Below are 20,263 nucleotides of genomic sequence, written 5' to 3'. Positions count from 1 at the left end.
ATGACCCGTATCATCGCACCCGTTGCCGTCCTTGTCGCGGCCCTTTTTGTCGCCGCGACTTTCTGGTTTTCGAACCGGGGCGGAGAAGACGGTGCCTTTGCGCAATGCAATGCGACCCAGATTGCGGGTGACGGGAACAGTATTGGTGGCCCTTTTGAACTGGTCAACGCGGCGGGCGAAACGGTGACAGACGCCGATGTCATCACCGAACCCAGCCTGATCTATTTCGGGTACACATTCTGCCCGGATGTCTGCCCGCTCGATACCGCACGCAACGCCGAGGCGGTGGATGTGCTGGCCGAGCGGGGGATGTCGGTCACGCCGGTGTTCATCACCATCGACCCCGAACGGGACACGCCTGACGTAGTGGGTGATTTCGCCTATAATCTGCATGAAAAGATGATTGGCCTCACTGGTTCGCCTGAGCAGACGGACGCGGCCAGCAAAGCCTATCGCACCTATTACAAGGCCCACGACAAGTCCGATGAATTCTACCTGGTCGATCACTCGACCTTCACATATCTGGTTTTGCCAGAGCACGGATTTGTCGAATTTTTCCGCCGGGACATTGACGCAAACACAATGGCGGACCGTGTTGGCTGCTTTGTAGAAAACGCCTGAAAAGGCGGAATAATTTGACCACACCCGTGCCGCGCTCCATATTCAGTCCCAACCAAAAACAAAAAGACATAGAAACTGGAGACTGAGATGGTCGACGCAGCGCAGCCAAATCTGGGTGAGGACAAATCGCTCTTGCTGGTGGATGATGACGAACCGTTTCTGCGGCGTCTGGCCAAAGCCATGGAAAAACGTGGGTTCGAGACGGAGACCGCCGACAGCGTCGCCGCCGGCAAGGCCATCGCGACTGCGCGCCCCCCGGCCTACGCGGTCGTTGACCTGCGTCTTGAGGACGGCAATGGGCTGGATGTGGTCGAAGTGCTGCGTGAAAAGCGCCCCGACGCACGCGTCGTTGTTCTGACGGGCTACGGTGCGATTGCAACAGCTGTGGCGGCTGTGAAAATCGGTGCCACCGACTATTTGTCCAAACCTGCGGATGCGACCGACATTATCAACGCGTTGCTTGCAACCGGTGACGATCTGCCCCCGCCCCCCGAAAACCCAATGAGTGCGGACCGAGTGCGTTGGGAACACATTCAGCGCGTCTATGAGCTATGTGACCGCAACGTGTCCGAGACGGCCCGCCGGTTGAACATGCATCGCCGGACGCTGCAGCGCATCCTCGCAAAGCGGTCCCCGCGCTGAGGTATCGGCCCGAGGGTTATTGGATCAAAGAGTAGCTTTCGAACCTTGAAGCGGTCTTCAAAGATCGTAACGCTTGAGGATCTTATCCACCAATTGGCCGTCCGCCAGTTCGTAGTCCTCAATCCGCCCGTAGTCCTGAAAACCACGGGATTGGTAATAGATCAGCCCGCCTTCGTTGTCGGCGCGGATATTGGCGTTGATCCATGTGTATCCCAAGGCCTTGGCGGTCTTCTTGGTCGCATCAAACAGCTTTGATCCGATGCCCAGCCCGGTCTGCCCGACCTCAACAAATGTTGCGATTTCGGCGGCTTCGACCGGCAGATAATCGGCCGCGTCAATCCATTGAAAGCCCATGACTTTCTCGTTGTCGTTCACCGCGACATGCCAGGCGGCACGTCCACTGTCGCTAGCCATGCGATCCTTGAGGTCGGCGGCGGTCACCTTGGTCACCAGCGCAGTTGTACCGCCCTGCTCGATGATCTTGTTCAGCAGGGCCGCCATGGATGAGGCGTCAAGGTCGATCGCGGGGCGGACATGTATCATGTGCATTGATCCAACAGCTGTGCGTGGCGGGCGGTAAAGTCACGGCGGGTTTCAACGGGGGGGCGCAGCACGAGGGTCAGTCCGTCTATGACGCCGGGATCAGGTTTCCCGAACAGCTTGTCCGCCTCTTCTCGGGTGAACCCGGCAATTTGAGTGGCCTCCATCCATGCGCTGATTTTATCGGCCTTCTTGATCTGGCGCTTGATCGTGGCGGGTACTTTGGCGGGTAGGCCAAACCGGATGTGCACCGCGGCCTCGAGCCGTTCATCCAGCGCGCCATATCCGGGGCCCACCGCCGCCTTGACCGGAGAGATCATGTCGCCAATTACGTATTCCGGGGCATCATGCAGCAGCGCGGCCAGCCGCCATTTCGCCGGGGCCTTGGGCGCAATCCGACCAAATAGCGTTTCCACCAAAAGGGAATGCTCGGCCACGGAATAGGCATAGTCCCCGACCGTCTGCCCGTTCCAGCGCGCCACGAAGGCAAGGCCGTGCGCGATGTCCTCAATCTCGATATCCATCGGTGTGGGATCAAGCAGGTCAAGCCGACGGCCTGAAAGCATGCGCTGCCAAGCGCGGGGTTGTTTGGCCATGATGTGCGTTAAATCTTTATATCTGGGTTCGGGGCGGCGTATACCACGCTGCTGTGGACTTTCCCCAATTGGTCATAGCGAAAGCCCGGAAACGTGTTCTGTACCCATTTAAAGTCATAAAAGTCATCGACAACCAGAATTGGACGACACCGGCGGATCAAGTGGAAGGCACCGCGCAACACCTGCTTTTCATGTCCTTCGACGTCGATCTGCAGAATGGACACATTGCGCCAGCGGGGCACCGCGAAATCCAGCATCACCGATTTGACCACCTCAACCCCTGCCCCTTTCTGAGGGACGACCTGGGCGTTCCCGCCAAGGGATTTGCCGAGCGGGTCATGCGATTTCAGAAGCACACTCGTTTCACGATCAGACACGGCCACATTACGCAGTTGCGCGTTGTTGATGCCATTCAGCTCAATAGTCTTGGCCGTTGCATCATGATTTTCGGAGTGCGGCTCAAACGCCCATATCTTGGCCTTTGGAGCCATCGCGCTGCTCAGGCCGGGCAGGAAATCTCCAAAGAACGTTCCGACATGGATGATGTCGCCTGTCCCGGCATTGTCGCGCATGAACGTGACCGTATCGGGGTGATGGACACCACCAGACAACACGGTCCGGCAGGTCAGGCGATCCTCAAGCCCTTCGGGGATATGATACCGGCCGTACTTGTTTTCGGCGGCGCGGGGCATGTCAAAGTCCTTGGCCATATGACGTTCCTTGCCGGCATCTCGTGCTCTGCGATCACTTTGCCGGAATCGGTTGGTTTCAAAGACTGTACATTAGATCGAAAATAGTGGCGAGGTTATGGTCAGTGCGAACAAAATGGACACCAAGGCCGGAACCATTTGGAATGTCTCGCGTTTCCTTGCTGAAGGAGCATGACATGAAACGCGCATTCGCCATTTTGACCACCTTGATTGCCACCAGCACAGCCAGTTTTGCGGAGTCGGTCTGTATGCCAGCGCCTGAACTCGAAGCTGGATTGATCGACTGGTACGGGGAAGCTCCTGTTGAGGGTGCCGAAAAAGCGACAGCGCAAATGTGGGCTTCGGAAAAGACGGGCACATGGACGTTGGTGCAGTACTTGGCCGATGGCAATTCCTGTGTTCTTGCCCAAGGCGACGATTGGGCCCCTGCCCGCACAGAAGATCTGCTTTTGGCGGTCTTGGATGGTTAGATTTCGTGCGGCACAAGCGCCGCATTGAGCCGACGAGAAGAACCTGATAGCGCATCCGCAAGCAATTGTAAGGATGATGCACATGTCGCAGGACTATAAGGTCAAAGATATCGGACTGGCTGAATTTGGCCGGAAAGAATTGAATATCGCAGAAACCGAGATGCCAGGCCTGATGGCGCTGCGCGAGGAATATGGTGAAAGCAAACCGCTGAGCGGGGCCCGTATCGTCGGCTCGCTCCACATGACGATCCAAACCGCTGTTTTGATCGAGACCCTCGTCGAGCTTGGCGCGGATGTGCGTTGGGCGTCGTGCAACATCTTCTCAACCCAGGACCACGCCGCCGCTGCCATCGCCGCTGGCGGCACGCCCGTCTTTGCGGTCAAAGGCCAAACGCTGGAGGAGCACTGGGACTATCTCGACAAATCTTTCATGTTCGAGGACGGCCCCAATCTGATCCTTGACGATGGTGGCGACGCGACGCTTTACATCCTGCTCGGCGCACGCGTGGAAAATGGCGAAGACGATTTGATCGCTGTGCCGACCTCTGAGGAAGAGATTGCCGTGTTTGCCCAGATCAAAAAACGCATGGCGGCCAGCCCCGGTTGGTTCACCAAGATGCGCGATCAGATCAAAGGCGTGTCCGAAGAGACAACAACCGGTGTCCACCGCCTCTATGATCTGGTGAAACAGGGCCAACTGCCCTTCCCTGCGATCAACGTGAACGACTCGGTGACCAAGTCGAAATTTGACAATAAATACGGCTGTAAGGAATCTCTGGTCGACGGCATCCGTCGCGCCACCGACACGATGATGGCGGGCAAGGTTGCGGTCGTCATGGGCTACGGCGACGTAGGCAAAGGCTCTGCCGCATCACTTGCGGGTGCGGGTGCCCGTGTGAAAGTCACTGAAGTTGATCCGATCTGCGCGCTGCAAGCGGCCATGGACGGGTTCGAGGTCGTGCTGCTTGAGGATGTGGTGGACACCGCTGACATCTTTATCACCACGACAGGCAACAAGGACGTCGTCCGCATCGAGCATATGCGCGAGATGAAGGACATGGCCATCGTCGGCAACATCGGCCACTTCGACAACGAAATTCAGGTCGCAGCCCTCAAAAACCACAAATGGACCAGCATCAAAGAGCAGGTCGATATGATCGAGATGCCCAACGGCAACCGCTTGATCCTGCTGTCCGAAGGGCGCTTGCTGAACCTTGGTAATGCGACGGGTCATCCGTCTTTCGTGATGTCCGCATCCTTCACCAACCAAGTGCTGGCGCAGATGGAGCTTTGGCTGAAAGGCGACGAATACAAGAACGACGTCTACATCCTGCCCAAGCATCTGGACGAGAAGGTGGCACGCCTGCACCTCGACCGGATCGGTGTGAAGCTGAGCAAGCTGGATGCGGAGCAAGCCGCTTATATCGGTGTGGCACCCGAGGGCCCATTCAAGCCCGAACACTACCGCTATTGATCGAGCGGGGCGGTGGACACCTCCGCCTTACATCACAATCCAAGGCCCCGTGCGCGTGATCGCCGGGGCCTCTTTAGTTGTTATCAAGTGCGTTCCCGACTCCAACTGCCGATCCGATCAGCCCGAACACGGTTCGCACAGAATTGACTGGGCTTTCGGTGGCCAACACCAGATCCTTGGGGTTGATGTGGAACTTGCGCGCGGCAAAGATGTCTTCGGCCGAGGTCAGGTCAATGCTGAACACCACCTGCTGTTTCGAGGGGCCAGTCCCGTCCGCGCGCACGTGTTTGGCGCTATAGTCGCGCAGGATCAGGATACCCTTGGGATTGGCCCGCGCATCGTTGATCCCGCCAAGCAAGGCCAGTGCTTCGATGGCGGTGATCTGTTCCTGACTGAACGGCACAATGGTTTCGCTGCCTGTCGCACCAAGGGCGACAAAGTACCTGTCATCTTCCTGTGCGATCACTTTGTCACCGCCACGTAGGATCACATTGGAAGAGGCCCGTTGAAACAGGATGTCCGCCCGAATCTCATAGGTCTTACCGGCCCGGATCACCCGGACCAGCGGGTTCTCCAGATCGCTCGAGATGCCACCTGCCGCTGCAATGAGGCTCAGCACTGAGTAATTGCGGTTGGGTAGCGGATAAGCCCCCGGTGACGCAAACCCGCGCACCGCATCCACCGAATTGTCAGGACCGGATTGCAGCGTCAGTTGGACCTGCGCGTCCGGCACCACGCGGTCCAGCTCCGTTTCGATCATCTTGCGCGCCTGGTCAGGGGACGAGCCGCTGATCCGTACCTCGTCAATGTAGGGAACAAAGATTGTGCCCGAGGGGGACACCACAAGATTGTTCATCGTCACGTTTTTCTGCGAAGCAGGGATCAGGAGCGAGTTCAACTGGCTGTCCCAGATCACCAGATCGACCTTGTCGCCTGCGCGGATCACGTTCGATTTGGGGCCGGATGTGCCGCTGAACCAATGATAACGACCAGCCCATCCTGTGGCTGGCCATGTGCGCAGCCGGCCAATATTGGCAGGTTTGATCGGCACGACCACAAAGGAGGCTGTGTCGGTATTCTGGCTACGCACGATTTCGCTTTGGATGGCAGCGCCACGGGGCAATGTGCATGCAGCTAAAACCAGAAGACCGATCAAGGCGGTCAAAAAACGAAATGAATGCTGCACCGTGTCTACGTCCCCTTGATCGCCCCCCAAGCGATCCTTCACGCAGCATTACCGCGAAAGCGGGCCGTTGAACACAGATTTTTCAGCCTAAAGTTGTGAAAGCGCCCGGCAAAGGCGAATCTCGATTTGTCAGGATGCAGCCTTGGACGGTGGGTTGCCCAAATCTTCGGCCTCCAACACGTCAGCATCTCCAATGACGGTGACGGCGTTTTTCGATGCCTCGTCAGACGGGGATCCCACCAGCAATGGCAAGACTTGCGTGCCGCCGGGCATCGCCACTTCGCTCGCAGGGGGCCGTTTCCACGCCAGCGTATCAAAGGCTGAACAGTTGTCGCAGGTCGGGGACCAATCGGTGTGGATATTCTGGCAGTTTTCGCAGACCCACTGAGGGCCACGCGGTGCCGTCAGCGCACGGGCCAACCACCCTTGAATTACGGCATCGCTCGCGCCTTCACCCCTTTCGATCGCAGCCATAAGGGTCACGGACCGCGTTGTCGGATCGGCCTCGACCAGATCACCAAGGGCACGTCGCGCATTCGGGAAATCCTCTGCCGCGAGATGCAGTTCAGTCATCAGCATTTTCGTTTCGGGGTCGTCCGGATGGCTGCGGATGAGTTGAGCAAAGCGTTTTACACGCGCCTCAGGCGTTTCGTCTGGTTCGATTGCAGCAAACGCGGCGGCAAGGTCGGGATGCGGTCGCGCCTCCCACGCTTTTTTCAGCACGCGGGTGGCATATTTCTTCTGGCCCTGATCGATATAGCCATGCGCGGCCATGACGGCGGCGGGGATCAGATCAGGCGACAGGCGGTTTGCCTCAATCGCGGCCTCGCGCGCCTCGATTGTTTCGTCCTCCGCCAGCACGTCGCGCGCTTCGCTCAACGCCAGCACGGCATCACGGCGTTTGTGCACATCGCGGGGCAAAGACCCGTGTTTCAGCTTGGCGGACAGAGTTTGGCGCGCGCCGGACCAATCCTTCTTGTCCGCCTGAAGTTTCAATAAGACGTCTTGCGTATCTTCGTGCTTGGGCTTCAGCGCAAACGCCTTCTGGGCCAGTTTCAGGGCCGTATCGGTATCCCCATCCGCCAGCTTCTGCTTCATGATCCCGCGTACACCGACAAATCGCGTGGCATCGTTTTCAACCAGCTTGCGATAGGTCTGCTCGGCCTTTTGGCGATCACCTGCCATCTCGGCGGCTTGTGCCGTCAACAGGTTCGTCAATTCGGGCCGGTTAAGGTATCTGTCCGCCTTCTCCGCTTTGGCCAGCGCCACGCGACCCTCGCCAGAGGCCAACGCCATCATCCCTTCGGCGAGCGCATCGAATCCTTTGGCGGCTTTGTTCCGGGCAAAGTAGCGGGACAAGGCCGTCTCGTCCCCGTTCAGGAACTTCCAGCATGCCAACAGCAGGCTGAGCAATTTCAGGCCCAGCCAAATCACGATCACGAGGATCACGAAGCCAATGACCGATTGGAGAGGGCCGAGGGAATATTCACTCCCCGCCACAACCACTCGTACGCCGCCTTCGGATTCCAGCAGCCAGCCAGCGCCCAACGCGAGTGCGGCCACCGCGACGACAAAAACGATAATTTTAACCAATGACCAGATCATAAAAAGGCCCCTTCAGAGTGCCGACAGGCGTTCCGCCAATGCGTTCGCCGCAGATACGGCATCGTAGCGCGATTGCGCCTGTTCTATCCAAGTCGCGAGGGCAGCCTTGGCTGGATCCGGCAGCGTCTCTGCCTCAGCCAGTGCATCACTTAATCTGTTGTTGCGCACTGCGTCTTCAATCCGCGACAGGACAGCATCCGGGTCGGACCCTTCGCGCGGCGCAATCGACCGTGCGCCCAATTGACGTTGGAAAAAGGTGCCAAGGCCGCTTTCCGTGTCGCCCGCACGTGCTGCGGCCAGCGCGCCGCGCGCCGCATCTGGAATGTCGGCCTGGAGGGACGACAGGGGCGTCACCCCGTCCTGCGCCGCGATCCGCAGGGACACGGGTATATCGACCGTGCCGGTTTGCTCCAGATCAGCCAGTGCGGCGTCAAACGGGGATCCACTGTCGATTGCGGACTGAATACGGGTCACGGCCGCGCGCGCCAGCGTCGCATTCGCCTCGCTTTGCGTATCGCGCTTGATCAGTCGAGCGTCTGCAATCAGTTGATCAATTTCCGCCTGTTGCGCCTCAGCGGTGGCGCGCAAATCGGCAAGGGCGGCGTCAATCGCTTCGGTGGGAAGCTCGACAAGTGGCGCTGGTGCGGCGGGTTCCGGGTCAGGTTGCGCCACAAGAACATCTAGGCGCGTGGCCAGGGTTAAAATCTGTGCCTCGATCTCGCTCAGGTCCACGGGCTCGGGCGGGGCGACGGGTGTCTCGCTCGGCTCTGGCAGTGCCGCGACGGTCGCCTCAAGATCGGCAAGGCGTTGGGTGGCCTCTTCCAGATCATCGACAACAGCTTCGTCCACGACTTTGGCGCGCATGCTTGGTGGTAGGATCGGATCAAGGACCTCGGCACGGGCAGCGATGAAACCCATAAGCGCCGCGATGACACCACCAAAGAAGAGGGTGAGCGCGCTTGGCCCGGCCTGCTCATTATGGACAGGACGCGGCGGGGGGGCAGTATTCTCTGGCTCTGGCTCTGGCTCTGGCTCTGGCTCTGGCGTCGGATCGTCGACAACTTTGCCATGGGCATCCGGGGTCACATCTACGGCTTCGGATTCGATCACGGCCTCCGAAGCATCCTCCGACGTCTTCACCAAATCAGTTGTTTCAACATTCGCATCCGGCAGCAAATCGTCCGAATTGGTGTCGATATGCGGTGTGCCAGTGTCGACGGGCGGCGTCGTATCATCCGACGCAGGCGTTGGCGTCGTCGCCTCATTCGGCTTCTTACGTTTGGCCAAGGTCTTCCCCCGATTCTACTTTGCGGTGCTGCACCACGTTAAACACTACTCCGCGACCTCGTTACCCTCAACCCGGTCGCGGGTCCCTTGTCGTCAAACCACTGATGCGATGGCCGTTCGCATTGCGTCCGCATCCGGGCGCGCGGCTTTGGTCACAGACGCAACACCCAAAGCGGACAATGGTTCCGCGACTGCATCGCTCAGCGCGACAATATGAACAGAGGTAGGGTGGATAACATCCGCAGCAAATTGCGCTGCTGTACGGGGCGAGAATAAGGGAACACATACAAGAGGTGCAGTTTGCATAATCGAATGCGCTGCGTCCGATAACGGGCGCAGTGGTTGGTCATAGACGGCGTGCCGCTCAACCTGCAATCCCGCACTGCGCAACTGGCCCACGACGCTGCCCCGTATGTGTGTGCCAGACAGATAAAACAGTCTCTGCACAGGGCAAATGCGGATGATCACTTCGATCAACGACTGTGCGTCAACGCCTGCCTGCTGCGCCGACCATCCATAGGATTCGGCCAGTTCGGTCGTCGCGCGCCCAACGCAATAGGCCACCTGCCCATCACCGCGCGGCGCATGACGCACGCCATTCCCGGAGGTGAAAATGACACTGTGATCAGGTGCGATTTGCAGCCCAGAGTGGATGCCGACAATGTCGATAAGCGGGCTATAGATCGGCGTCACCCGGTCGGCGACATCACGGCTCAGCTTCGCCACAAAGGCTTTGGATGCCGGACGCGGGCGGGTCATCACCAATGGGACAGGGGTGCGGGGTGCATTGTTTGCCACAGCTTATGCTGTTACCCCGCGCAGACCTTTGGTGCAACGGAACATGGCAATGGATCAGCCCGTCACAGTCCTGGGAATTGAAAGCAGTTGTGATGATACGGCTGCTGCGGTCGTGCGCGGTGTCGCCGGCGATATGGAGGTCTTGGGTGCGGTCGTTTACGGGCAGACTGACCTGCACGCGCAGTTTGGCGGGGTTGTGCCCGAAATCGCCGCGCGCGCCCATGCAGAGCGTTTGGATGTCAGCATTGTAGCCGCGTTAGAGCAGGCGAAGCTGCCGTTGAGCAAGATTGATGCGATCGCTGTCACCTGCGGGCCCGGCCTGATCGGGGGCGTCGTGTCTGGTGTCATGATGGCCAAGGGGCTTGCGATGGCGACGGGCATTCCACTTTATGGGGTGAACCACTTGGCGGGTCATGCGCTGACTCCGCGGCTGTCGGACGGTGTCGCCTTTCCCTATCTGATGCTGCTGGTGTCCGGGGGCCACTGCCAATTCCTGATCGCACATGGGCCCGACCGGTTCGAACGGCTCGGCGGCACAATTGATGACGCGCCGGGGGAGGCGTTCGACAAAGTCGCGCGCCTGCTCGGACTGGCGCAACCCGGTGGTCCCGCGATTGAGGTCGCGGCACGCGATGGCAATGCGGCGCGGTTTGCGTTTCCCAGACCGCTTGCAAGCAAACCTGGTTGCGATCTCAGCTTTTCCGGTTTGAAGACGGCGGTGTTGCGTGCGCGGGATGACATTGTTGCGGATCAAGGCGGACTCACGGCGCAAGATCAAGCCGACCTTGCCGCATCGTTTCAGGCGGCTGTCGCGGACAGTTTGGCGGGAAAAAGCGAACGAGCGCTTGAGGTCTACCTGGCGTTAAATCCGGCCGTCCCAACATTCTGCGTCGCGGGCGGGGTTGCCGCAAATATGTACATTCGGACCTTGTTAGGGACCATTTCTGAGCAGCACCGCACCACTTTTCTAGCGCCGCCATTGGCGCTGTGTACGGACAATGCGGCGATCATCGCGGCCGCAGGGATCGAACAGATTCAGGTGCGCGATCCTGACGGGATGAGCTTGACTGCGCGTCCGCGCATGCCTCTTGATACGCAAAGTGCCTCGATGCTCGGGTCCGGCAAAAAAGGGGCCAAAGCGTGAGCGTTGCGGTCATCGGCGCAGGCGCATTCGGAACGGCGTTGGCCGTCGCGCTCGATCAACCTGTGACCTTATGGGCGCGCGATACAAACCACGCACAACAGATCCGAGACACGCGCCGAAATGACCGCCGTTTACCCGGTGTCGAAGTTCCGGGTCATGTCGCCATAACGCCCAATATAGAGACTATTTTGAACCATGATATCCTCATTCTGACGATACCGATGCAGCAGGTACGGCAGTTCATAACGGGTCTGGATATCTCGGCGCACACCATCGTCGCCGCGTGCAAAGGCATTGAGGTGGCAACCGGCGTTGGCTCCTCAACGATCCTGAGCGAGGCGCGGCATGTTGCGGTTCTGACCGGCCCCAGCTTTGCCCATGATATCGCCGCTGGATTGCCAACTGCGCTGACCCTCGCCTGCAAAGATCTCGATGTCGCAGCGAACATCCAGACCCAACTATCGACACCCGCACTCAGGCTTTACCGCACGGCGGATGTCATCGGAGCCGAGCTTGGCGGTGCCCTGAAAAACGTCATCGCCATCGGCTGTGGCGCAGTGATGGGTGCCGGTCTGGGTAACAGCGCCCGTGCGGCGTTGATGACGCGGGGCTTTGCCGAAATGCAGCGGGTCGCGGCGCGCATGGGGGCCCAAGCAGAAACGCTCATGGGGCTGAGTGGGCTCGGCGATGTGACGCTGACCTGCAACTCGGACCAGTCGCGAAACTACCGACTGGGACTTGCCCTTGGTGCGGGGACCGACTTTGATGACAGTATAACGGTAGAGGGGGCCGGCACCGCGCGTGCGCTGCGGTCCTTGGCGAACCGGCATGAACTTGATTTGCCGATCTGTGATACCATTGCGGACCTGGTGGACCACAAACTAGATATCAGCGGCGCGATGCATCAGCTGCTCGCCCGTCCGCTCAAGGAGGAATGAGATGTTGTTTGCATTGATGGCCTGGGACAAGCCGGGCGCGCTGGACGTGCGCATGGAGAACCGGGCTGATCACCTCGCCTACCTCGATGCGACGGGCGTTGTGCGGCAGGCAGGCCCCTTTCTGGACGCCGATGAAAAACCGTGCGGATCGCTGATCGTGCTTGAGGTCGCCGATCTGGCCGCGGCCCAAGCCTGGGCGGACAATGATCCTTACGCCAAGGCGGGCCTGTTTCGGGATGTGACAATCACGGCGTGGAAACAGGTGATCGGCGCATGAACTACTGGCTGTTCAAATCCGAACCCAGCACATGGAGTTGGGACGACCAGATCGCAAAGGGCGACGCGGGCGAGGAATGGGATGGCGTGCGCAACTATCAGGCGCGCAATTTCATGCGCGAGATGGCGGTGGGCGACCGCGGGTTCTTTTACCATTCGCAAACTGAAAAGGCTGTTGTGGGCATTGTCGAAGTCATCGCCGAAGCGCACCCGGACAGCACAATCGACGACGACCGGTGGGAATGCGTCGATATCAAAGCGATCAAACCTGTCAAAACGCCTGTCACGCTTGAAATGGTCAAGGACGATCCACGCCTTGCCGATATGGCCTTGATCCGAAATTCGCGTTTGTCGGTACAGCCTGTGACTGCCGCAGAATGGGCCGTGGTTTGTGAGATGGCAGGCGTCGATCCTTAGCCCTATTTGGTAAATGTGCATTTTTCTGCCACTCTGCCGACATCAAAGTCGAAGGAGGGAGAGATGGGATTTCTTGCAGTTGTGATTGCGGGCGTCGCTGGATTCATGTTCGGAGCGGTCTGGTACACCGTTTTCGCCAACCCGTGGATGGAAGCGTCGGGTGTGCCGGTCAAAGACGGCAAGCCCGCCAACAGCGCCAACCCGCTGCCTTATATCACCAGCATCGTCGGCGCGATCTTGGTGGCAGGCATGATGCGCCACGTCTTTGTGTTAAGCGGCATTGATTCGGTGGGAGAGGGTCTGGTGTCAGGCTTTGGCGTCGGGCTGTTTCTGGTCACACCTTGGATCGCGACGTTTTATGGGTTCGGCGCGCGACCGTTCCGCCTGGTACTGATCGACGGGGGGTATGCCACGTTTGGATCCGCCGTCATCGGGACCGTTCTGACGCTTTTCTGAACGAAAAAGGGTTCTGACCGGACGAGGATCAGAACCCTTTCTCACCACATAGCACTCCCATGAGCCACCACACGTGTTCGAAATATCGGGCCTGACCGTTCTGGTCTGACTTGATTCTGATACCAAGACCAGGGCCCGAAAGCCACTTCATAGTAGCGCGCATTCAATTCAAAACAGAAACACCCGCCAGCGGGGCGGGTGCATCAAATCGTGAAAAAGGGTGGCTGATCAGCCGTATACGGCCTCTTTGCCAAAGTGTTTGGTCAGCATGTAATAGACAACGGCGCGGTATTTATTGCGCTCGGACTTGCCATAGGTTTCGATGACCTTGTCGATGGCTGCCATCAGGTCGGGGCTGTCAGACAGGCCAAGCTTCTTGATCAGAAACTTGTCTTTCACCGTTTCCAGCTCGGATTTCTGGCTGCCTGCGACGGTCGATGCATCCGCATTATAGATCGCTGGACCGCAACCAATTGTGACCTTGGTCAGCAGGTCCATGTCGGGTGTCATCCCGCACTTATTCTTCAAATCATCTGCATATTGCGCGATCAGATCGTCACGTTTGCCCATATTCTTCTCCCAGCAGTGTGGGGCGCCAGATTTCAGTCTGATCGCCCGGAATTGTGTTCGTGGGTCAGACGTTAACGCGAATGTGAGCGGGTACAAAGAAGTTTTCGGGGGGAAAAACAGCGCCGGACACGCAAAAACGGGACGCCACTGTGGACGTCCCGCCGATTTGTTGTGGACGGATCAGAGCGATGTGCTGATCTCGTAGTCGCTTGGCAGCTCTTCCAGTTCGCTCTCGTCGATCTCTGGCAGGGCTTCCAGCTCGGCTTCTGTCCAGCTTGCCAGGCGCAGCTCTTCTTCGCCTGTCATGCTGAATTCCGACAGCGGCACAGCCACTGTGTACTCACCCAGACCCAGCAAGCCACCGATACCGATCACGGCCGCATAGCCGTCACCTTGGTCGATCACATAGTCGATTTCACCAACGATCTCGTCACCCGAGGTGAGGACGTTCTTGCCGACCAGTTCAGCGACGGTCATTTCTGTCGAGTCGGCGTCGTCACCGATCATGGTATCCATCGTGTCCGCAGTGGCGTCAGCCAGGTCCTGCGCTTCTTCGGTGATCGCATTGTCGAGCTGTGTCGTCTCGGCAGTTGCCGTCACTGTGGGCGTGTCTTCGACCTCCACTTCGGCTTCGGCTGCCACCTCTTCGTTTTCGATTTCGGTCTGCTCCATTTCGACTTCGGCGGACGTGTCCTCGACCTTGTCGTCATAGGACCCGGCGAAGGCGGGTGCGGCCAGAATACCAACAAGGGCAGCGGAAGTTTTCAATACTTTCAGTGTCATAGGTTCCTCCAATAGGTTGCTGGTGTAACAACGAGGAAGCAACAAATCGGTTCCCGGCGGGTCCGAGATTTTTTATCGACACAATCCCCAGCCGGTATGTTGAAGGTGAAAATGGTCAGCGTGCAGGGCGTTGTAATCAGGGCCAAGCGTGACGCGGAACCACATGCAGGCACTGTCGCGCAGGTCTACGAAAAAAGCGCCACGCGGGTCGCTCGCACCCCAACCATTGATCAGATCAACGCGCCTTCCATCGGCCAGAGTGACCCCGGAAATATCGACCGCTTCGGCGGTCGCATGGGTGCTCAGTCGGCCCGACCCGCCGCCCGTCGTTCTGATCTGGCGACAGTTGTAGCTCGAGGCGTGATGCACCTGTCTGACCCCCTGACCGAAATGCTGCGTGGCTGCCGGAACGATCCCATGTTGGTGCCACATGGCCAGCCGCAACGCAGTCTGACATCGCGTTTCAACCGGGCGCATCGTGGCTTGCCCAACTTGGCGTAATGTCACCCGGTCCGCGATCCCGCATTGCGGCGATGTTTCCAGATCAGGCAGCGCACCGAACTGCGCGCCCGTCCCCAAAGCGGCCCGACAACTTTTGCCATCCGTCAACGCACGGCGCAGTTTGAATGCGGTCAGGGGCGTCACGGGATCGGCGATATTCAGCGGTTTCGTTGGGTTCAGCGCATCCGGCAGCGGTGTCTGCGGCGTATAGATCAGCAAAAACAGCCCGACGCAGGCCATCAAGACCAGCGTGAGCAGCGCATACCCCAGCGACACCAGCCGCATGGCCTAGCGCACGGTCATAATTTCGGAGAGCGGTTTTTTGATCTTGGCGACAGACGGGATCGTCGCATCCTGGGCCGCATGACCTACGGCAATGATCATGGTCGCCTTTTCGCTGTCGGGCCGGTCCAGCAACTCACCCAGAAACTTCATCGGGTTCGGTGTGTGCGTCAGCGTCGTCAGCCCTGCGGTGTGCAGTGCCGTCAGCAACATGCCCGTCGCGATGCCGACGCTTTCGGGCACGTAGTAATTCTTGTAGCGGGTGCCGTCATCGAACGTGCCATAGCGTTGGGCAAAGACCACGATCAGCCACGGCGCATCCTCAAGGTGGGGCTTGTGGTCGTTGGTGCCGATAGGCTCCAGCGCCTTGATCCACTCGTCACTTGCGCCGCCGGCATAGAACTTGCGCTCTTCCTCTTCGGCAGCATCGCGGATTTGCTTTTTCGCAGCCGGATCCTTGATTGCCACGAAATGCCAGGGCTGATGATTGGCCCCCGATGGGGCTGTGCCTGCGGCGGCGATACACGCCTCGATCACGTCCTGCGCGACGGGGCGCGTCGAATAATCCCGCACTGTGTGCCGCGTTGCCATGAAGTCGCGATATTCTTCGGCGCGGCGCAGCATCTCGGCATCGTCCAGATCCTGCCGGTGGGGCAGGGGCAATTGGGTGTATTCCAGTGCGTCCTTCGAAAACATGTCAGAAGTCCAGATTTTCCACGCTCAGCGCGTTTTGCTGGATGAACTCGCGGCGCGGTTCGACCACATCGCCCATCAGCTTGGTGAACAGATCGTCGGCCTCGGCCATATCCTCGACCCGCACTTGCAGCAGCGTGCGCGCGTCCGGATCCAGCGTCGTTTCCCACAACTGATCCGGGTTCATCTCGCCCAAGCCTTTGTAGCGTTGCAGGGACAGACCCTTTTCACCTTCGGCAAGAATGGCATCCAACAGGTCCATCGGCCCCATGATCACCTGGCTGCGTTCCTTGCGGTGCAGCGTGGCGGGCGTGCCATAGACGTCCTGCAATGACTCGGTAAAGCTGCCGGTCTTGCGCGCCTCGCCCGACCGCATCATGCGCCCATCGAGCGTGCGCACCTCTTCGACACCGCGCAGGATACGGGCCAGCCGCACGCCCTTGTCTTGGGTGATCCGACCAACCCAGCCACGCTCCCATTCCAGCGCGATCAGGTTCAGCCGCTCGGCTACCTTGTCCGCCACGCCTTGCAGGTCGCTGTCGACCGCACCGGGCACAAATGCGCCCGCAATGGCCGCTTGTTCCAGAATGTGACGGGGGTAGTGCGTGGGAAAGGCTTGCAGCACCCGGCGCAATTGACGCGCCTCGTCCACCACGCGTATCAGGTCCTGGCCTGCGATTTCCTCGCCATTGCCCTGACGCAGCATCGCGCCCTCGATCCCTTGCTGGATCAGGTAATCCTGCATTTCGGCCTCGTCCTTGAGGTACACCTCGGACTTGCCACGGGAGACTTTGTAAAGCGGCGGCTGCGCGATGTAGAGGTAGCCGCCTTCGATCAACTCGGGCATCTGACGGTAGAAAAACGTCAGCAAAAGCGTGCGAATATGCGCTCCGTCCACATCCGCATCCGTCATGATGACGATCTTGTGGTAGCGCAGCTTTTCGATGTTGAACTCATCACGCCCGATCCCCGTGCCAAGCGCCATGACCATGTTGCCGATTTCCTGAGAGCCGAGCATGCGATCAAACCGCGCCCGCTCCACATTCAGGATCTTGCCTTTGAGCGGCAGAATGGCTTGGGTCTTGCGATCACGGCCCGTCTGGGCAGATCCACCGGCGCTGTCACCCTCAACCAGGAAAATCTCGGTGTTGGCAGGGTTCTTGTCCGAGCAGTCTTTGAGTTTGGAGGACAGGAAATTCATGTCCATCGGATTCTTGCGACGGGTCAACTCACGCGCCTTGCGCGCCGCTTCTCGCGCCAGCGCCGCCTCAACAATCTTGCCGACAATGATGCGTGCCTCGTTCGGGTTTTCCTCGAACCATTCGGCGAGCTTGTCATTCACCAGCCCTTCAACGGCAGGGCGCACTTCGGAACTGACCAGCTTGTCTTTGGTCTGGCTCGAGAACTTGGGGTCAGGCACCTTGACGGAAAGTACGCAGGTCAGCCCCTCGCGGGCATCATCGCCGGTAAAGCTGACCTTTTCCTTTTTCGCGATGCCGCTGGTCTGGGCATAGTTGTTGATGGTGCGGGTCAGCGCGCCGCGAAAGCCCGCCATATGGGTGCCGCCATCGCGCTGCGGGATGTTGTTGGTGAAGGGCAGGACATTCTCGTGGTAGCTGTCATTCCACCACATCGCGACTTCGACACCGATGTCGTCCTTCTCCCCTTGGATAAAGATCGGCTCCGGCATGACGGAAGCCTTGGAGCGGTCGAGATACTTGACGAACTCGCGCACGCCACCTTCATAAAACAACTCCGATCTCAGATGCTCGACCGGACGCTCATCCGTCAGGATGATGCGCACACCCGAATTGAGGAAGGCCAGCTCGCGCAGCCGCTTTTCCAGCGTCTCGAACGAATAATCGAGGTTCGAAAATGTCTCGGTCGAAGCAAGAAAGCGCACTTCGGTCCCGGTGCGCCCGTTCGCATCGCCCACGACCTTGAGATGCTCGACCGTGTCACCATGGGCAAAGCGCGCCACGTGTTCCTTGCCGTCACGCCAGATACGCAGATCCAACTCGACCGACAGGGCATTCACGACTGAAACACCGACCCCGTGCAGACCGCCTGACACCTTGTAGGAATTGCTGTCGAACTTCCCACCCGCGTGCAATTGGGTCATGATGACCTCGGCGGCCGACACGCCTTCTTCCTCGTGGATCCCGACGGGAATACCGCGACCATTGTCGCTGACAGAGACGCTGGAATCCTCGTGAATTGTGACGTTTACCGCGTCGGCGTGACCCGCCAACGCTTCGTCGATGCCGTTGTCCACGACCTCATACACCATATGGTGCAGACCACTGCCATCGTCGGTGTCGCCGATATACATGCCGGGGCGCTTGCGCACAGCCTCCAAGCCTTTGAGAACCTTGATAGAATCTGCGCCATATTCTTCTGGGGTCTGCTCGTTATCTGCCATGTATCGGGCCCTTTTTTAGTTGCCCTAAATCTACGCCTTTTGAGGGGGATTGTCACGCGACTGAGGCAAGATTTTGTGTGTCACGTCAGGGGGATAATCAGGCCCACACAGATCAGCAGAGCGCCAGCCGTGACGTTCATCCGGCGCAGGGCGCGCGGGCTCGACATAAGCCGCCGCGCGCGGTCGATGAACAGCGCCATGGCGAGGTTGCCGATCAGCGGTACGATCATCGACAGGGCGACGATCACGGCCACATCCCACCCCGTCAGGCGCGTCAGATCGAAGAAGCCGGGCAGCATCCCCATGTAGAACAGGATCGCCTTGGGATTGCCGAGGATCACGGCCAGCCCGGCCAGAAACCCTGCCCACATGCCCGGGCGCGTCAGCCGACTGTCGGTATTGATCTTGGCGTCGGCACTCCGGATCACCAACACCCCCATGATGACGAATATGCCGGCCGCGACCCATTTCAGTGCCTCAAGAAACCCGCCATAGACGGACAGGATCCATGTGATCCCAAAGATGGCCAGCAGCGACCAAAGGACGTCGCCGACAACGACGCCCAAGGCCAAGGGCCACGCGGCGTGAAAGCCGCCTGACAGACTGCGCGCGATCAATCCGACCCAAACCGGCCCGGGCGTCAGGAACAGAACCAACAGCGCACCTGCATAAAGCGCGATGTCCCACAGGGCGAGGGTCACGGGCGCGCAACCACGCTCGCGCCATCAACGTCGCTCACATGCAGATATTGCGCGCGGGTGCCCATTGTGTCGAACAACTCAGGCCCGGTGCCGGTCATCCAGGCTTGCGCCCCAAGCGTCGAAATCTCGTCATAAAGGGCCGCGCGGCGGTCAGTGTCCAAATGGGCCCCCACCTCGTCAAGCAGCAACAACGGCGGTGCGCCGAACTCGCGGGCCAACGCGCGGGCATTGGCAAGGATCAGCGAGACAAGCAGCGCCTTTTGCTCGCCCGTCGAACAGTCCTTGGCCGGAACGCCCTTGGCGGCATAGATCCCGAACAGGTCCGCCCGATGCGGCCCGATCAGCGTCCGCCCTGCTCCCAGATCACGGGCGCGGTTGTCGGTCAGTGCAGCGCGTAACCCATCAGCCCCGTCAGGCATGCCCAACTCACCCGGCTCAAGCACCAGATCGGCGGCGGGAAAGGCGGTCGACGCATCCCCCTGCGCCTGCGCCAGCTCGTCAAGCGCGTGCAACCGATTGGCATGGATTGCTGCACCTGTTTCGGCCATGCGCGTCTCAAGGGCGGAGTACCAATGTGGGTCGCGCACCATATCTTTGAGCAACCGATTGCGCTCGCGCATCGCCTTTTCATATTCAAGAGAGACCTGCGCGTGGTCCGGCACAAAGCTCAGCGTCATGCGATCAAGGAAACGGCGCCGTCCCTCGGCCCCTTCGATCCACAAGCGATCCATCGAGGGGATCAGCCACAGCACCCGCGCAATGCGACCCAGTGCCGTTTGGGCCGCAGCCTTATCATCGATGCGCACCTGACGGGCGGCCCCATTCTCGGACCACGTTTCGACTTCATGCACGTGCTGCAGGGAGTGTAAGACGGCGGATATCTTCCATCCCACAGCCTCGGGGCGACGGGTCATATCGTCGGCAGAGGATCGACGCAGTCCACGGCCGGGCGACAGCAACGATACAGCCTCGAGGATGTTGGTCTTGCCCGCGCCATTGGGGCCATGGATCGCCACTGGCCGTGCATCAACGCTGATGCGGGCTACCTTGTGGGATCGAAAATGCGACAGGGTCAAAGCTGAGAGAGAGAGGGTCAAGTTACTCATTTCCAGCTCAAGCCGCAAACAAAACAAAACCCTCTACGTCGTGCG

Annotated in this window: 23 protein-coding genes; 9 read left to right on the top strand and 14 right to left on the bottom strand. The window is 59.3% G+C overall.

Annotated elements, in window-relative coordinates; genetic code table 11:
- Positions 1-621: an SCO family protein gene (locus tag Q0908_RS04830; protein ID WP_299281449.1), complete on the top strand. Its 621-nt coding sequence runs from the start codon at positions 1-3 to the stop codon at positions 619-621.
- 87 nt (positions 622-708) lie between these two features.
- Positions 709-1,263, top strand: coding sequence for an ActR/PrrA/RegA family redox response regulator transcription factor (locus Q0908_RS04825; RefSeq protein WP_299152594.1), 555 nt, complete (start codon positions 709-711; stop codon positions 1,261-1,263).
- A gap of 57 nt (positions 1,264-1,320) precedes the next feature.
- On the opposite strand, the gene Q0908_RS04820 is transcribed toward Q0908_RS04825, so the two are convergent.
- The 3 genes from Q0908_RS04820 to Q0908_RS04810 are packed head-to-tail and all read right to left on the bottom strand — an operon-like array spanning position 1,321 to position 3,109.
- The gene (locus Q0908_RS04820; protein WP_299281448.1) at positions 1,321-1,806 is read right to left on the bottom strand and encodes a GNAT family N-acetyltransferase; all 486 of its coding nucleotides are present in this window, start codon (positions 1,804-1,806) and stop codon (positions 1,321-1,323) included.
- Positions 1,803-2,399: an HD family hydrolase gene (locus tag Q0908_RS04815; RefSeq protein WP_299281446.1), complete on the bottom strand. Its 597-nt coding sequence runs from the start codon at positions 2,397-2,399 to the stop codon at positions 1,803-1,805. Before Q0908_RS04815 ends, Q0908_RS04820 begins: the two co-directional genes overlap by 4 nt.
- An 8-nt stretch (positions 2,400-2,407) precedes the next feature.
- Positions 2,408-3,109: an FkbM family methyltransferase gene (locus tag Q0908_RS04810; RefSeq protein ID WP_299281445.1), complete on the bottom strand. Its 702-nt coding sequence runs from the start codon at positions 3,107-3,109 to the stop codon at positions 2,408-2,410.
- Between the two features lie 176 nt (positions 3,110-3,285).
- Between Q0908_RS04810 and Q0908_RS04805 the strand changes: the two genes are divergently transcribed.
- On the top strand, positions 3,286-3,579 hold the full coding sequence (locus Q0908_RS04805) for an S-adenosyl-L-homocysteine hydrolase (protein WP_299281444.1): 294 nt from the start codon (positions 3,286-3,288) through the stop codon (positions 3,577-3,579).
- 82 nt (positions 3,580-3,661) lie between these two features.
- Positions 3,662-5,053, top strand: coding sequence for an adenosylhomocysteinase (gene ahcY / locus Q0908_RS04800; protein ID WP_299281442.1), 1,392 nt, complete (start codon positions 3,662-3,664; stop codon positions 5,051-5,053).
- 73 nt (positions 5,054-5,126) lie between these two features.
- On the opposite strand, the gene Q0908_RS04795 is transcribed toward ahcY, so the two are convergent.
- The 4 genes from Q0908_RS04795 to Q0908_RS04780 form a co-directional block, all read right to left on the bottom strand.
- On the bottom strand, positions 5,127-6,143 hold the full coding sequence (locus Q0908_RS04795) for a polysaccharide biosynthesis/export family protein (RefSeq protein WP_299281441.1): 1,017 nt from the start codon (positions 6,141-6,143) through the stop codon (positions 5,127-5,129).
- Positions 6,144-6,368: 225 nt separating this feature from the next.
- Positions 6,369-7,844, bottom strand: coding sequence for a heme biosynthesis HemY N-terminal domain-containing protein (locus tag Q0908_RS04790; RefSeq protein ID WP_299281439.1), 1,476 nt, complete (start codon positions 7,842-7,844; stop codon positions 6,369-6,371).
- A gap of 12 nt (positions 7,845-7,856) precedes the next feature.
- Positions 7,857-9,131 (bottom strand): hypothetical protein, encoded by a 1,275-nt coding sequence (locus Q0908_RS04785; RefSeq protein WP_299281438.1) that lies wholly within the window; start codon positions 9,129-9,131, stop codon positions 7,857-7,859.
- Positions 9,132-9,224: 93 nt separating this feature from the next.
- Positions 9,225-9,890 (bottom strand): uroporphyrinogen-III synthase, encoded by a 666-nt coding sequence (locus Q0908_RS04780; RefSeq protein WP_299281436.1) that lies wholly within the window; start codon positions 9,888-9,890, stop codon positions 9,225-9,227.
- An 88-nt stretch (positions 9,891-9,978) separates the two neighbouring features.
- Here Q0908_RS04780 and tsaD point away from each other — a divergent pair, with 88 nt between their 5' ends.
- The 5 genes from tsaD to Q0908_RS04755 all read left to right on the top strand — a co-directional run bounded on the left by tsaD (position 9,979) and on the right by Q0908_RS04755 (position 13,160).
- Complete coding sequence (tsaD, locus tag Q0908_RS04775) at positions 9,979-11,073, top strand: tRNA (adenosine(37)-N6)-threonylcarbamoyltransferase complex transferase subunit TsaD (protein ID WP_299281434.1); 1,095 nt, start codon at positions 9,979-9,981, stop codon at positions 11,071-11,073.
- Entirely contained in the window at positions 11,070-12,011 is a 942-nt protein-coding gene (locus tag Q0908_RS04770; RefSeq protein WP_299281433.1) for an NAD(P)H-dependent glycerol-3-phosphate dehydrogenase, read from the top strand. The genes tsaD and Q0908_RS04770 overlap by 4 nt, the downstream gene beginning before the upstream one ends.
- A 1-nt stretch (position 12,012) precedes the next feature.
- Positions 12,013-12,288: a YciI family protein gene (locus Q0908_RS04765; protein WP_299281431.1), complete on the top strand. Its 276-nt coding sequence runs from the start codon at positions 12,013-12,015 to the stop codon at positions 12,286-12,288.
- On the top strand, positions 12,285-12,704 hold the full coding sequence (locus Q0908_RS04760) for an EVE domain-containing protein (protein WP_299281430.1): 420 nt from the start codon (positions 12,285-12,287) through the stop codon (positions 12,702-12,704). Before Q0908_RS04765 ends, Q0908_RS04760 begins: the two co-directional genes overlap by 4 nt.
- A gap of 63 nt (positions 12,705-12,767) precedes the next feature.
- The gene (locus Q0908_RS04755; RefSeq protein WP_299281428.1) at positions 12,768-13,160 is read left to right on the top strand and encodes a DUF1761 domain-containing protein; all 393 of its coding nucleotides are present in this window, start codon (positions 12,768-12,770) and stop codon (positions 13,158-13,160) included.
- A 228-nt stretch (positions 13,161-13,388) separates the two neighbouring features.
- Here the strand turns inward: Q0908_RS04755 and Q0908_RS04750 are convergent, their stop codons facing one another.
- From Q0908_RS04750 to recF, 7 genes are all read right to left on the bottom strand, one after another.
- Entirely contained in the window at positions 13,389-13,730 is a 342-nt protein-coding gene (locus Q0908_RS04750) for a DUF2853 family protein (RefSeq protein ID WP_299281426.1), read from the bottom strand.
- A 180-nt stretch (positions 13,731-13,910) separates the two neighbouring features.
- Entirely contained in the window at positions 13,911-14,513 is a 603-nt protein-coding gene (locus Q0908_RS04745) for a PRC-barrel domain-containing protein (protein WP_299281424.1), read from the bottom strand.
- Positions 14,514-14,585: 72 nt separating this feature from the next.
- The gene (locus tag Q0908_RS04740; RefSeq protein ID WP_299281423.1) at positions 14,586-15,299 is read right to left on the bottom strand and encodes an extensin family protein; all 714 of its coding nucleotides are present in this window, start codon (positions 15,297-15,299) and stop codon (positions 14,586-14,588) included.
- Positions 15,300-15,302: 3 nt separating this feature from the next.
- Positions 15,303-15,992 carry a nitroreductase family protein gene (locus Q0908_RS04735; RefSeq protein WP_299281421.1) on the bottom strand — a complete coding sequence of 230 codons (690 nt, stop codon included), beginning with the start codon at positions 15,990-15,992 and terminating at the stop codon, positions 15,303-15,305.
- Between the two features lies 1 nt (position 15,993).
- A complete protein-coding gene (gene gyrB, locus Q0908_RS04730) occupies positions 15,994-18,411 on the bottom strand; it encodes a DNA topoisomerase (ATP-hydrolyzing) subunit B (protein WP_299281420.1) in 2,418 nt (805 codons plus the stop codon).
- An 80-nt stretch (positions 18,412-18,491) separates the two neighbouring features.
- On the bottom strand, positions 18,492-19,112 hold the full coding sequence (locus Q0908_RS04725) for a LysE family translocator (RefSeq protein ID WP_299281418.1): 621 nt from the start codon (positions 19,110-19,112) through the stop codon (positions 18,492-18,494).
- Complete coding sequence (gene recF, locus Q0908_RS04720; RefSeq protein ID WP_299281417.1) at positions 19,109-20,218, bottom strand: DNA replication/repair protein RecF; 1,110 nt, start codon at positions 20,216-20,218, stop codon at positions 19,109-19,111. The genes Q0908_RS04725 and recF overlap by 4 nt, the downstream gene beginning before the upstream one ends.
- Positions 20,219-20,263: the final 45 nt, after the last annotated feature.

The organism is uncultured Tateyamaria sp. (genome assembly GCF_947494755.1).
Classification (GTDB): domain Bacteria; phylum Pseudomonadota; class Alphaproteobacteria; order Rhodobacterales; family Rhodobacteraceae; genus Tateyamaria.
This window is presented reverse-complemented; position numbering and strand designations above follow the sequence as displayed.